Genomic DNA, 13,442 nt, shown 5'->3' on the forward strand with positions numbered 1-13,442 from the left:
TACATTGTGTTTGCGCGCAGGTATTTTATTCACCCGTCTAGGGTGAAATGTGTTCTTTTCCCATTCAGAAGGTAGTGAAGCCAAGCCGGGTCTGTATCCGGTAGAGGATGTATTTCAACCAGGTGGCGTCACTCTGATATTCCGTGAGCGGCAGGCTGTATTCAGCGCCCTCGTTGTTCCATAGCCGGTTGAAGTAGCCCTCCACCTCCGCATACAGCGGCTGTTCCCGCGGAACGGATACATAGAGGTCATTCTCCAGGTTATAGTCGTCCAGATTACGGGCTGTGAAGTTCGTTGATCCGCCCAGCAGGGTAGAGTCGCCTGACGCCTTGGCAATGAACATCAGCTTGCTGTGATACTGCTCCTCGCCTGTATTGTACCAGCGGATTAGAATATTTCCTTGAGAGCGACGGTCCAGGTCCATGGCAACGGGACGGTTCGGGATGCCGATTTTGTCCCGTCCGAAGGCATTCTGGTTGGGATCAAGCAGCAGTCTCACCTGGGCGCCGCGGGCATCTGCGGCAAGCAGGGCATCGATAATTCCGTCATCCGCCAGATAGAACATACCCATCCAGATGACATCCCCGGGTCCTGCCGCAGCGATCCCCTCCAGTGCATATTTGTATACCTTGCCTTCAGTCAGATAGCGCACTTCAAGCGAAGGTTCCCCCGATGCGGCGGCGGGCGGTTTGAATTCAGGGGGCTTGCTCAGCAAGGGGCCGGCTCCCGAGAGATTAGCCGCCGCCTGCTCACTCCGCAGAATATCCTCCTGGATTGGACCCTGCACCTCCAGGGCAATGTTGGAATGATAAGCGCTGGCATCATGCACATTGCCGGAGGAGATCAGGGCAGTGTTCTCGCTGAGCACGACTTTGCGGTGGTTCGCTTTGACATTGAGCAGCTTCAGGTAGGAACGTGCGGTAATGTCCGGTCCTCCGCTGGCCATCAGATTCGGAATCCAGCCGGTGCCGGATTGTCCGAACCACTGGATGAAGGTGCGCCAGACCGCAGAATAGGCAGGAGTCGAGTCCCGCAGACCGTCTACATCCGTCATGATGATCTTAATACCGGCGGCTCTCATCTCTTCCAGGAGGGCATTAGGCGCAGAGCCGTAATTCGTATTCACCTCATCGGTGATGAAGACGATCTCCATCGCAGGATGGGCGGCTTTCTGGGCAAGCAGCTTATCGGTAAGCTGTCTGCTGACAGGGGGGAACTGCTGGTCTGTATGGGTATAGTTATTGAACAGGAACAGATCGATCACGAGGAACTGTCTGGACTCTTCAATAATCTGCAGGATTCGGGGCAGAATCTGTTCTTCCCTTGCCTGCTTCCCGCTGTTGTCCTGGTAAGTCAGATCATGCCAGAAGGCGACCGTATTCACCTTATACGCAGGACTCTCCGCAGAAAGTCCGGGCGGCAGCGGCTTATGGGTCTGATAGATCATCACCCCGGCCAGCCAGAGGAGAAGAAGAGACAGGGCCATCAGGAGTCTGGAGCGGCGGCGCAGGAAGAACTGCCATTGGCGCTTGTGGCGGGATGGCGTAATGGCGCCGGAAGCCAGCGTGATATGTAACTGTTCGGGTGTGACGGGACGGCGGCCTTGATTCATAATAATCCTCCTGGGTCTGCTGCGGGGCCAGAGCGGCTCTAGTGTGGCCAGCATTGTAAATACCTATAACGCCCGCTAAGGAGAAGTGAAGCAGCTGACGGCAAAATCCCTGAAAAATCTAGTGTTACAATAAGCGCTCCATTTCATCCGCACCGTACCATGGAGCTGCATCATACAAGTTCTGGTGACATAACACAGATGCAATTGTATAATGAGTGTAAATAATTTGTATAAGGTTTGAATCTTCAAATGTATTCAGTGTAAACAGGAAGGCAGTGAGATCCATCGTGTATTCCATCAAACAGGTCGTCGAAATGCTCGATATTCCCTCTGTCACTCTGCGGGCGTGGGAGAACCGGTATCAGGCTGTCGTCCCGGAACGTACCGAATCCGGCTATAGGCTGTACAACCAAGAGAATATTGAGGACCTTCGCTGGTTGAAGGAAAAGACCGATAAACAGGGCATCAGTATCTCACATGCCGTGCGGATGCTGAAGCAGCATAAGCAGAAGGACCTGGATGAGCGTATGTCCGTTGCGGGCGGGGACCCTAAGGATGCCTTGGACAAAATGAGGCAGCAGATCTATGCAGCGCTGCTCGACATCCAGGGCGAGCGGGCGGATGCCCTGATCGATTTCGGGTTCTCCCTGTACAGCTATGAGGCGATGGTCCATCAGGTGCTGGTGCCTGTTCTGGTGAAGGTTGGCGATGCCTGGGAGCAAGGGACGGCAACCGTGGCCCAGGAGCATTATATGACACATATGATCTCGAACCGGCTGTCCCAGTTCTTTCACGTGTTCCCGGTGTATGCCCATCTGCACAAGGTGCTTGCCTTCTGCCCGGCAGGAGAGCATCACCAGGTCGGCCTGCTGCTGTTCTCGCTTTTCCTGCGCAGAAACGGGGTTGAAGTGATCTATCTGGGGGCCAATACCCCCGAGGACGGTGTGATGGAGCTGCTGGAGAAGCAAGAGCGGATCGGAGCTGTCTGCCTATCCGTTACGAATGGTTCGCTGGTCCCCTATACGGAGGAGCTGCTTGAACGGCTCGGCAGCTTGTACCCGGAGATGCAGCTCATCGCGGGCGGTAAAGCTTATGAGGCAATCAGCCTCCAGGATACCAACGCCACCTATGTGATGGCGGAGCCGCCGGAGAAGTGGCAAGCCTGGTTCGATCAGGAATATGCCACAACCCGGCATAGAGCGTAGCAAATATAGCGGATTTTAATTGAAGTAGATTCCATAGGAACCGGTCAGAACCCTTGTACAGGGCTGGCCGGTTCTTTTGCTGTGGACAAGTCTAGCAACCAAATTGCTGGAAGTCTGGCAGATGATATTTACATGGCCCGGCAAAGTATGTATGATATTTGTATCACTATTGTATAGTTTTTGTATAATGTTTGAACGAAGGAGGACGTTGCTTGATCCGAACCACAGATACCGCAAAAGTCGCAGTAATTGGCGCAGGACCGGGCGGGCTGGCCGCCGCCATGCTGCTTGCCGCCGAAGGATATGAAGTCGATCTCTATGAACAACAGGCAGAAGTTGGCGGAAGATCAGGCGAACTGAAGCTGGGCGACTACCGTTTTGACCGGGGAGCCACCTTCTTGATGATGCCGCATTTGCTGGAGGAGCTGTTCACTCTGGCAGGGCGTTCGGTGCATGACTATGTCTCGCTTACAGCGCTTGATCCGCTGTATTCACTGCATTTTGGAGATACCGTATTTACGCCCTCCACGAACCAGGATCAGACGGCTGAGGAGATTGAGCGGCTGTTCCCCGGCAACGGCAGCGGCTACCGCCGGTTCATGGCAGAAGAAGCCGATAAGCTGGAGCGGGTGATTCCGCTGCTGCAGCGTCCGTTCCAATCGTTAGGGGATTATGTTAAAAGAGATGTGTTCCACTCGCTGCCCAAGCTGAACGCTACAGACACCGTGTATAACCGGCTGTCCCGTTATTTCGATGATGAACGGCTGCGGTTCTCGTTCTCGTTCCAGGCCAAGTATCTGGGGATGTCGCCTTGGGAATGTCCGGGCACCTTCACGATTCTGTCGTACATGGAGCACCGTTATGGCCTGTACCATCCGTCTGGCGGCATTAACCGTGTGCTTCAGGCTATGGCTGAGGTCATCCAGGAGCATGGCGGGCGGGTGCATACCGCAAGCGGAGTGAAACGCATTATCGTCAAGGACGGGCAGGCCGCAGGCTTGCTGCTGGAGAACGGGGAGAAGGTGGATGCGGATTATATTGTGATTGGAGCAGACTTTGGCTCTGCGATGACACAGCTGTTCGAGCCCGGGCTTCTGAAGAAATACACTCCTGCCAAGATTGCCCGCAAAAGATATTCCTGCTCCACCGCCATGCTCTACCTCGGTGTGGATGGAGAGGTGGACCTCAGTCATCATTCGGTTCATTTCGCGGACGATTACCGGCGTAATGTCAGAGAGATCACGGAGCTGGGCGTGCTGTCGGAGGATGCTTCTATCTATATCCATAATCCGTCAGTCATCGATAAGACACTGGCGCCTCCCGGTAAGTCCTCGCTGTACGTGCTGATGCCGGTGCCTAATCTGAGTGCCGATATTAACTGGGAGCAGGAGCGTGAGGAGGTAGAGAACTGGATGATGGAGCGGCTGGAGCAAATTCCGCAGCTGGCGGGAATCGCCGGACGCGTGGAAGAGAGCCTGTTCTTCTCCCCGCTGGACTGGCAGAACCAGCAGAATGTATATAACGGGGCCACCTTCAATCTGGCCCATAACCTTGGGCAGATGATGCATCTGCGGCCGCATAATACCTTCGAGGAGGTACGCGGCATCTGGCTGGTCGGCGGGGGAACCCATCCGGGCAGCGGCCTGCCGACGATCTTCGAGTCGGCCAAGATCAGCGCACGGCTGCTGCGGGAGCATGACCAGGCTGTGCGGAGGCGGTTCAACGTACAGGCGGGTGCGCCCGGCGCAGGTGCGGGGGTTCCGTTATGAGCCGCATAGCCATCGTAGGCAGCGGAATCGGCGGGCTGACGGCAGCGCTGCTGCTTACCCGTCAGGGACATGAGGTGGTGATCTATGAACGGGCACCCCAAGCGGGCGGGCGAGTGGCCTTTGAAGAGCAGGACGGCTACCGGATTGACCGCGGCCCTACCATCGTGCTGCTGCCGGAGATGCTTCTCGCTATTCTGGAGGAAGGCGGCCTTCCGCGATCCAGCCTGGAGCTGCTGCGCTGTGATCCGCTCTACCGGGTTCACTTCAGAAGCGGGCGGGTGCTGACCAAATTCGCAGATGCGTCGGCGCAGGCGGAGGAGATTGACCGGCTTTATCCCGGAGAGGGCAAGGGCTTCACCCGGTTCATGAAGGACATGTCAGTGCTGTATCCGCAGGGGCGGACGTCGTTCCTGGAGCGGGGGTATGCCAGCGGGCGGGAATTCTTCAGTCCGGCTAACCTGTCGCTGATGGTCCGCCTGCGTGCTTACCAGAATCTGCGCTCTGCTATCGGGCAGTATTTCCGCAACGAGGAGCTTAAGGATGCGTTCTCCCTGCAGAGCCTCTATATTGGAGGAGCACCCTTCCGCACACCCGGTATCTACACCATGCTTCCTTACGCCGAGCATGCCTTCGGCATCTGGATGCTGAAGGGCGGATACGGGACGCTGCCGCAGATCATGGCCCGGGAGCTGGAAGACCGCGGGGTACAGATTCATACGGGCGCTGAGGTGGAATCCTTGCTTGTTGAAGGAAGCCGCTGCTACGGAGTTGTTGTTCAGGGGCAATCGATTCCTTATGATGCCGTTCTGTACAATGGAGATTTCCCGAATGTGGAGCAATTGCTGCCGCCTGGTGTATTCAAGCAGGAACGGGCGCTGGGTGTGACAGCGGATAAGGACAGACACATATCGGCCAAGGCCATAAAACGCGGAAGCTGGAAGCCCTCCTCGGGCTGTCTGCTGATCTATGCAGCCACGGATAAGCAGTGGCCGGAGTCGCTGGTGCACCAGTTCTTCCTGCCGGACAGTCTGAACAGCAGCCTGCATGAGCTGTTTGACCGGGGACAAATCCCCCAGGATTCATCTTATTATGTATTTAATCCGGTAGCGCTGGACGACAGCGCAGCTCCTCCCGGACAGAGCGTGCTGTATTTCCTTGTTCCCGTCCCGGCGGCGCCGGATAAGAACTGGGAGGAAATAGCCGGAGCACTGGCCGATAAAGTCATGGCGGATGCCGAGAAGCGGGGCTTCCCCGGGCTTGCCGCGAGTGTAATCTGGCGCAGGCTGAGAACGCCTGCCGATGCGGAGCAGGAAGGAATGTATGGCGGGGGCAGCTTCGGTATTGCACCGCTGCTGAGCCAGTCGGGGGTATTCCGGCCCCAGCCGAAGCCTTATCCGCTCAAGGGGTTGTATGCCGCAGGTGCTTCCGTCCATCCGGGCGGCGGTGTGCCGATCGTGATGCAGGGAGCGAAGCTTGCCGTTCAGGAAATTTTAAAGGAGATGAGCGTACATGGATGAAAGGATACTGCAGCAATGTGAGGAACTGATGAAGAAAGGGTCCACTTCGTTCCATAAGGCGTTTGATGTTCTGCCAAGTCCCAGGCGTGAAGCGGTGCATGTGATTTATGCCTTTTGCCGGATTATAGACGATAGTGTGGATGAGCCGGAAGGCGCGCCGTACAGCATTCATGAGCTGCGGGAGCATTTCATGAATCTGGAGCAGGCGGACGGGCATTTCATCTGGCCGGCGCTGCGCTGGCTGTTCAGCAGCTTCCCGCAGCTTCAGCGTGAGCCGTTTCTTTTGCAAATGGAGGGACAGCTTAGAGATCTTACCTTCACAGCCTATGACACGATGGAGCAGCTTAAGGATTACTGTTATCTTGTAGCGGGAACGGTAGGGGAGATGCTGCTGCCTGTTCTGCGGGATGATCAGAGTGAAGCGGCACGGACATCAGGGATTGCGCTGGGGATAGGAATGCAGCTGGTCAATATCATCCGCGATGTGGGTGAGGATCTCCGAAGAGGACGCAGATATGTGCCGCTTGAGGTGATGGAGGGACATGGCTACAGCCAGCAGGAGCTGGAGAACGGGGAGGTCAATCACCGTTTTACTGCCGTTATACAGGAGCTGCGGACAGAAGCGCTGGACTGGTTCCGGCGAGGGCTGGAGCATGTGCATACGTATCCTTTGGAGAGCGGCCTTGCCATTGAACTTGCCGCATCCTTCTATGCTGCTATTCTGGATGCTGTGGAGGCAGACGGGTATGATGTTTTCCGCAAAAGATCCTATGTCACCGATGAAGCCAAGCTCCAGCTGTTCCAGCGTACGGTTGTGCGTTATGCCGGTGCAAGAACTGCGGTGGTCTAACGATGGTCCGAACCCTTTTTTGGATCTGGTATACCATCGGTGCGCTGCTGCTGATCGTGTTCGGAATTCCGGACAGCCTGAAATTCTCTAACGGATTATTTCTCGTATTCTATGGTGTCTATGGGCTGGATTTATTAATCAAGGGGCAGTTCAAACCCTTCATGTCTGACTGGTCAGTCAATTCTTCGGGAGGCCGGATGACCAAGCGATTCTGGTATGCTGCGGCTCTTATCTGGTTAGGCGGAATGGCGGTGGAATGGGTAGGCGTGCATTCCGGCCGGTTGTTTGGGGATTATAATTATTCTACTATTCTCGGGCCTTTATTATTTGGTGTGCCTGTTACACTGGGCTTCGCCTGGATTGCGGTTGTGTGCAATGCCGTGCTGATCAGCCATGATTTCGGACAGCGCGGCCTCCGGCTCCTGCTGCTGCGGGCCGTGCAGGTTGGCTTCTGGACGGTCCTGATGGATCTGGTGCTCGATCCTGTTGCCCATGCCAGGAACTTCTGGCATTGGGAGGGCGGCGGGGGCTTCTATCAGGTGCCCTGGAGCAATTTCGGCGGCTGGCTGATTGCAGGCGCTGCCTTGTCCATGCTGCTCCCGGCTGTGCCGTTCACCCGCCTGGCTGCCCGCCGGGGTACCCGCCTGTATCAGGCGATCCTGATCCTGTTCGGCCTGATCAGCCTGACAGAGGGATTGCCTGCCTGCGCGGTGATCGCCGGGGCAGGTGCCGCTTTGGCCGAAGGGAGTCTACGCTATGCTGGAAGCCGTTCCATCGGGAAGGTTTGACTGGTTATTCTACCGTTATAATTCCTTCTATCTGCTGCGCAGGCATTTTCACTTCATTGGAATCAGCGGAGAGCTTCAGCCCGCTGCCGCTGCCGGGCGGGGGATTCTCTACCTTATGAATCACAGCTCGTGGTGGGACGGCCTGCTGGCCTATCACGCCGCAGGGAAGCTTCCGGGGAAGCGGCATTATTTCATGATGGAAGAGGAGCAGCTGCGGAAGTATGCCTTCTTCAGGAAGCTCGGCGCCTATTCCATTAACCCCGGCAATGCCGGGGATGCGCGGGCTTCTCTGCGGTATACAGCCGGACTGCTGCAAAAGGGTGAGAGTGTCTGGATGTATCCCGAAGGCGAAATCCGGCCGCTAGAGCACCGGCCGCTGAGCCTGAAGGAAGGGGCGACCCTGGCGCTGCGGCTCAGTCCGGGGGCGGCCGTAGTCCCAGTGACGCTATACCACGGCCTGTTCCGGCATACGAAGCCGGAAGCTACGCTGCTGGCCGGTGCGCCGCTGCTGCTGCCTTGGGCGGAGATGGACCGCTCAAGCGTAGCCCGTAAGCTGGAGACTGTTCTTGGCGGACAACTGGAGTCACACCGCAGCAGAGTGCTTAACCATCAAGGCTATATGCCGGATGAATTCAGGCCGCTGCTCCGCCGGGGGAGATCTACCAATGAATGGCTTGACCTGCTGCGGCCAGGCGGTGGGAGCGGATGAACGTATTCTTTCAGGCTGTAACCGGTATTGTGCTGCTCCAGCTATTGTTCGCAATATGTAATGCAGCGCAGCTCCCCAAGCTGGGGGCAGCACCAGGAGCAAGAGCGGCGCAGGCGCTGTCAGCAAAAGCAACGGCATCCTCACGGGCCTTGCGCTTGTCGGTGCTGATCCCCGCCCGGGATGAAGCGGATAATATTGGGGACTGCCTCTCCTCTGTGCTGGCCTCAAGCACCGGCGTAATCGGGGTGGAGATTATTGTACTGGATGATTCATCCACTGACGGAACGGGAGCTATTGCCGCAGCAGCGGGCAGCGGAGTACGCGTTCTGAAGGGAAGAGAGCTGCCGGAGGGCTGGCTGGGCAAGTCCCATGCCTGCGCTCAGCTTGCAGAAGCGGCAAGCGGAGACTGGCTGCTGTTCCTGGACGCAGATGTCCGTCTTCAGCACGGGGCGCTTCAGGCGGCGCTTTCTGCTGCCTCCGCTGCGGGCGGCGGCATGATTACCGGCTTCCCCCGGCAGATGACCGGAACCTGGCTGGAGCGGCTGGTTGTTCCCCTGATGGTCTTCACCATCATCTGCCACCTGCCCATTCCACTGGTCCGCGGCTCCAGAGATCCGCGCTTTGTTGCGGCGCATGGAGGCTTCATCCTGATTCACCGGGACAGTTACGACAGCTGCGGCGGGCATGAGGCCATCCGCAGCGAGCTGGTGGATGACATGGCGCTGGCCCGCGCCGTGAAGCGGTCGGGCGGAACGGTGACGCTCATGGATGTTACGGAGCAGGTGTTCATGCGGATGTACCACAATGCCCGGCAAGTATGGAACGGCTACCGGAAGAATATCTATGCTGGTATCGGCCGCAGCCCGTTGCTGCTGCTGGGTGTGCTTATTGCATATCTGTCGCTGTATGCGGTGCCCACCGCCGCCGTTCTGTACTATGCCCTAAGCGGACAGCTAAGCGCGGCGCTCTGGCCTGCTGCTGCGCTACTTGCGGGTCTGGCCGTGAAACGGACTAGTGATGCTGCCGGACGACAGCCGTTCTGGTTCTGTCTCCTTCTCCCGGTGAGCATGCTCTGCCTGTCCTTGATTGCTGTGGCGTCCTGGCGTGGAAGCCGCACACGCGCAGGCTATGAATGGAAAGGAAGGCGTTATGAATGAAACCGAAGGCAGTAATCATAGGTGCCGGATTCGGGGGGCTGTCATGTGCGGTCACCCTTGCCGCTGAAGGCTGGGAAGTCACTGTGCTGGAACGCCAGCAGCAGCCCGGCGGCAAGCTGCAACGGGTGAAGGCAGGGGGCTACTCCTTCGACCGTGGCCCAAGTACGATTACGATGCCCCATGTCTTCCGCTCGCTCTATGAGCTTGCGGGAGCCCGCATGGAGGATTATGTCCAGCTCTATGAGCTGGAGCCGCGTACCCGCAATGTATTCGCAGACGGCAAGATTGTCGATTTTTCAAGGGATACCGGGCGAATGCAGGAGCAGATGGCCTCCTACAGCCCGGCAGATGCTGCGCGGTTCCCGGAGTTTCTGGCTGAAGCGTCGCGGCTGTATCAGCTAAGCGAGAAGCAGTTCCTGAACAGGCTGCTGCTATCCTGGAGAGATAAGCTCTCCCCTTCGCTTGTGCGGGATCTGGTGCGCGTAAGGCCTTTTCTCAGCCTACATGGCTTGCTGCTCCGCTACTTCAGTCACCCGCATACCCTGGCTATGCTTGGCCGCTATGCCACCTATGTGGGATCATCGCCGTATCGCTCCCCCTCCATCTTCGCCATGCTTGGTCATCTGGAGATTCAGGAGGGCGTATATGGTGTGAAGGGCGGCACCTATGAATTAATCAGCGGTCTGTCTGCACTCGCCCGGAATTTGGGCGTACGGCTGATTACAGGCACAGAGGTGACGGGGATTTCCGTAATCTCCGGTGCGGTGGAAGGTGTGGATACGGCGCAAGGCTTCTACCCGGCCAAGACCGTGATTGCCGGTGGCGATGTCCTGAGCATCAACCGGATGCTGCTTCCTGAAGCGGTCCGGCCGGGAATGAAGGACCGCAGGATTGAAGCTTACGAACCGTCCCTGTCCGGTCTGGTAACGCTGGCGGGCGTGCCGCGCACGTATGATAAGCTGCTGCATCATACGGTATTTTTCCCGGAGAACTATGAGCAGGAATTCAAGGATATCTTCGGGCACAAGCGTCCGCCGCAGCAACCGACAGTGTATGTATGCCACTCCGGTTATTCCGAGCCTGAGATGGCGCCTGCGGGCGGCAGCAACCTGTTCATTCTGGCTAATGCGCCTTATCTGAGCCCGGCCTGTGACTGGAGTGAGGAGAGGGATGCGTACGGGGAGCGGGTGATTTCTGTACTGGAGAGTCACGGTGTGAGAGGGCTGTCGTCCGCAGATGTGCTGGAGCGTTACACCCCGCAGGATATCGCCCGCGATACGCTGGCACATCAGGGGGCCATTTACGGGATATCCTCCAATACGGTGAAGCAGACCTTCTCCCGCCCGGGCAACCGTTCCAGGGATGTTAAGGGACTGTGGTATGTAGGCGGAACCACGCATCCAGGCGGGGGAACCCCTGTGGTGTCCTTATCGGGCAGGCTGGTAGGGGAATATATTGCAAGCCATGTATGAAGAGTAAGCACCCCGCCAGCGTTCAATGGCCAAGCGGGGTTGTGCTACAGTTGTGCTATAATGGAAGGTAATTGTGGAGCGGGATATATTGCAAGTAGATGAATAACTCGTAGAGTGACTTTGTTGCTGAATGTATGCTAAAAACCGAATACAATCGGCTGGTACAACGGCGCATAGGCCAATGTATGTGGAAAACAGCATACATAGTGTTCGCAGACAGGCACATGGCCGAATGTATGTGGAAAACAGCATACATTGTGCTCGCAGGCAGGCGTATGACCGAATGTATGTGGAAAACAGCATACATTGTGCTCGCAGGCAGGCGTATGGCCGAATGTATGTGAAAAACAATATCCATTGTGCTCGCAGGCAGGCGTATGGCGGAATGTATGTGGAAAACAGTATACATTGTGCTCGCAGGTAGGCTTATGGCTCGAATGTATGTGAAAAACAGTATAGATTGTGCTCGCAGACGGGTATATGGCGGAATGTATGTGGAAAACAGCATACATAGTGCTCGCACACAGGCGTATGGCGGAATGTATGTGGAAAAGAGTATACATTCTCCGTAGGGTGATGTTGTTATAGTTTGAGAAAAGCGAAGCAGAAACGGAGGAAGACAGCATGAATGATATGCCGCGAAACGGTGTGCCGCAGAGCGCTGTGGAGCAGTTAGGCACATATGCCCAGCAAGGGCAGCAGACAGCAGGCTCAGGTCCTTCCGGACATAAATCTCTGCTGCCCGACTCCAGAACCGGGGAACGGAAGATTGAGCATGTACGGCTCTGCCTGAATGAAGATGTGGCAGGCAACGGAATTACAACCGGGTTCGAGCAGTACCGGTTCCGCCATAACGCGCTGCCGGAACTGGATTACGATACCATCTCACTGGGTACTGAGTTCTTAGGCCGAGCGCTGCGTACCCCGCTGTTAATTAGCTCCATGACCGGGGGAAGCGCGGCCACAGGGAAGATCAATGAGCGGCTGGCCGAAGCGGCGGAGCGCCGGGGCTGGGCGCTTGGCGTCGGCTCGGTGCGCGCGGCTGTAGAACGTGCGGAGCTGGCGGCTACCTTCCATGTGCGGGCCAATGCACCCACAATTCCGGTCATTGCCAATGTCGGAGCCGTGCAGCTCGCTTACGGCTTCGGGGTAGAAGAATGCCGCCGGGCGGTTGAGATTGCCGGAGCCGATTGGCTGGTTCTCCATCTGAACGGGCTGCAGGAGGTATTCCAGCCCGAGGGTGACACCGGCTTCGGTTCCCTGCTGCAGCGGATAGAGGCATTGTGCCGGAGCCTTGAGATTCCAGTGGGGATCAAGGAGGTCGGCTGGGGGATTGACGGCGATACGGCTGCCCGGCTGTATCAGGCGGGTGCTGCCTTCATTGATGTTGCCGGAGCAGGCGGCACTTCGTGGAGCCAGGTGGAGAAGTTCCGCAGCATTGATCCGGTACGGCGTGCGGCTGCGGAGGCCTTCGCCGACTGGGGTATTCCCACGGCGGAGTGCATTGCCGAGGTCCGCGCGGTCTCCCCGCGCGGGGCATTGATCGGCAGCGGCGGACTGAAGCACGGCGTCGATGCCGCCAAGGCGCTGGCCCTTGGCGCTGATCTGGCAGGCTTCGGACGGGGGCTGCTGGGTCCGGCCGTCAGCTCCGAGGAGGCGCTGGATCAGGCGCTGGCCCAGGTGGAGCTGGAGCTGCGGACGGTGATGTTCGGCATCGGTGCACCGGACCTTGCCGCGCTGCGCGGAACGCCGCGTCTGGTCCGGCGCTGAGCCAGGCTTGCTTTTATAATCAGAACCGAAGGAAGGTATCCAAATGACGATTACATTGGTCCCGATGGACGAAACTGCGTTTCAGTCGTTCTTGAAGCAATCTACCCGCGACTACGCAGAAGAGAAAGTACAAGCCGGTGCCTGGGATGCAGATACAGCATTAGCGCAGGCCCAGGAATCGATGAATCGCTACCTGCCGCAAGGCCTCAATACGGCGGGAGCTTATTTCTATTCGGTAGTAGAGGAGACTTCGGAGACTCAAGCCGGTTATCTCTGGTTCAACGTGACCGAGAACCGCGGGGTGCGGGAGGCGTTCATTTATGACATTTATATCTTTGAGCCGTTCCAGGGCCAGGGCTATGGCAAGCAGACACTGCTCCTGCTGGATGAAGAAGCTAAGAAGCTGAAGGCGGCCAAGATCGGCCTGCATGTCTTTGGGCATAACGAACGCGCCTTCGGGCTATACAAGAAAATGGGCTTCCAGGTTACAGACATCACGATGTCCAAGACGCTGTAGGCCGCAGGCGGAAAGTAGCACCAGGCAGGCATAAGGTTCTGCACAGCAACAGCCGAAGTAACTGGACTCCTCAAGG

General features: G+C 57.2%; 11 protein-coding genes. 10 read left to right on the forward strand and 1 reads right to left on the reverse strand.

Annotation, left to right across the window (positions count from 1 at the left end; all coding sequences use genetic code 11):
• Positions 1-64 precede the first annotated feature (64 nt).
• On the reverse strand, positions 65-1,612 hold the full coding sequence (locus MKY96_RS31235) for a phospholipase D family protein (protein ID WP_340946511.1): 1,548 nt from the start codon (positions 1,610-1,612) through the stop codon (positions 65-67).
• A gap of 287 nt (positions 1,613-1,899) precedes the next feature.
• Between MKY96_RS31235 and MKY96_RS31240 the strand changes: the two genes are divergently transcribed.
• The 10 genes from MKY96_RS31240 to MKY96_RS31285 all read left to right on the forward strand — a co-directional run bounded on the left by MKY96_RS31240 (position 1,900) and on the right by MKY96_RS31285 (position 13,366).
• On the forward strand, positions 1,900-2,817 hold the full coding sequence (locus tag MKY96_RS31240) for a MerR family transcriptional regulator (RefSeq protein WP_340946512.1): 918 nt from the start codon (positions 1,900-1,902) through the stop codon (positions 2,815-2,817).
• A 281-nt stretch (positions 2,818-3,098) separates the two neighbouring features.
• A complete protein-coding gene (locus MKY96_RS31245) occupies positions 3,099-4,586 on the forward strand; it encodes a phytoene desaturase family protein (RefSeq protein WP_445671515.1) in 1,488 nt (495 codons plus the stop codon).
• Positions 4,583-6,103, forward strand: coding sequence for a phytoene desaturase family protein (locus tag MKY96_RS31250; protein ID WP_340946517.1), 1,521 nt, complete (start codon positions 4,583-4,585; stop codon positions 6,101-6,103). Before MKY96_RS31245 ends, MKY96_RS31250 begins: the two co-directional genes overlap by 4 nt.
• Entirely contained in the window at positions 6,096-6,953 is an 858-nt protein-coding gene (locus MKY96_RS31255; protein WP_340946518.1) for a phytoene/squalene synthase family protein, read from the forward strand. The genes MKY96_RS31250 and MKY96_RS31255 overlap by 8 nt, the downstream gene beginning before the upstream one ends.
• A gap of 2 nt (positions 6,954-6,955) precedes the next feature.
• Positions 6,956-7,741, forward strand: a complete 786-nt coding sequence (locus tag MKY96_RS31260) for a carotenoid biosynthesis protein (RefSeq protein ID WP_340946519.1) — start codon at positions 6,956-6,958, stop codon at positions 7,739-7,741.
• Positions 7,710-8,450: a lysophospholipid acyltransferase family protein gene (locus MKY96_RS31265; protein ID WP_340946521.1), complete on the forward strand. Its 741-nt coding sequence runs from the start codon at positions 7,710-7,712 to the stop codon at positions 8,448-8,450. The genes MKY96_RS31260 and MKY96_RS31265 overlap by 32 nt, the downstream gene beginning before the upstream one ends.
• Positions 8,447-9,607, forward strand: a complete 1,161-nt coding sequence (locus MKY96_RS31270) for a glycosyltransferase (protein WP_340946523.1) — start codon at positions 8,447-8,449, stop codon at positions 9,605-9,607. The genes MKY96_RS31265 and MKY96_RS31270 overlap by 4 nt, the downstream gene beginning before the upstream one ends.
• Positions 9,604-11,079, forward strand: coding sequence for a phytoene desaturase family protein (locus MKY96_RS31275; protein ID WP_340946525.1), 1,476 nt, complete (start codon positions 9,604-9,606; stop codon positions 11,077-11,079). Before MKY96_RS31270 ends, MKY96_RS31275 begins: the two co-directional genes overlap by 4 nt.
• Positions 11,080-11,703: 624 nt before the next feature.
• Entirely contained in the window at positions 11,704-12,849 is a 1,146-nt protein-coding gene (fni, locus tag MKY96_RS31280) for a type 2 isopentenyl-diphosphate Delta-isomerase (RefSeq protein ID WP_340946526.1), read from the forward strand.
• A 43-nt stretch (positions 12,850-12,892) separates the two neighbouring features.
• Entirely contained in the window at positions 12,893-13,366 is a 474-nt protein-coding gene (locus MKY96_RS31285) for a GNAT family N-acetyltransferase (RefSeq protein WP_340946528.1), read from the forward strand.
• Positions 13,367-13,442: the final 76 nt, after the last annotated feature.

It is taken from the genome of Paenibacillus sp. FSL R7-0302, from assembly GCF_038006885.1.
Lineage (GTDB): Bacteria > Bacillota > Bacilli > Paenibacillales > Paenibacillaceae > Paenibacillus_AQ.

Coding starts and splice junctions, on each gene's coding strand:
- MKY96_RS31235 (WP_340946511.1), bottom strand. CDS start 1,612: ATGAATCAAGGCCGCCGTCCCGTCACACCCGAACAGTTACATATCACG.
- MKY96_RS31245 (WP_445671515.1), top strand. CDS start 3,099: ATGCTGCTTGCCGCCGAAGGATATGAAGTCGATCTCTATGAACAACAG.
- MKY96_RS31250 (WP_340946517.1), top strand. CDS start 4,583: ATGAGCCGCATAGCCATCGTAGGCAGCGGAATCGGCGGGCTGACGGCA.
- MKY96_RS31255 (WP_340946518.1), top strand. CDS start 6,096: ATGGATGAAAGGATACTGCAGCAATGTGAGGAACTGATGAAGAAAGGG.
- MKY96_RS31260 (WP_340946519.1), top strand. CDS start 6,956: ATGGTCCGAACCCTTTTTTGGATCTGGTATACCATCGGTGCGCTGCTG.
- MKY96_RS31265 (WP_340946521.1), top strand. CDS start 7,710: ATGCTGGAAGCCGTTCCATCGGGAAGGTTTGACTGGTTATTCTACCGT.
- MKY96_RS31270 (WP_340946523.1), top strand. CDS start 8,447: ATGAACGTATTCTTTCAGGCTGTAACCGGTATTGTGCTGCTCCAGCTA.
- MKY96_RS31275 (WP_340946525.1), top strand. CDS start 9,604: ATGAAACCGAAGGCAGTAATCATAGGTGCCGGATTCGGGGGGCTGTCA.
- fni (WP_340946526.1), top strand. CDS start 11,704: ATGAATGATATGCCGCGAAACGGTGTGCCGCAGAGCGCTGTGGAGCAG.
- MKY96_RS31285 (WP_340946528.1), top strand. CDS start 12,893: ATGACGATTACATTGGTCCCGATGGACGAAACTGCGTTTCAGTCGTTC.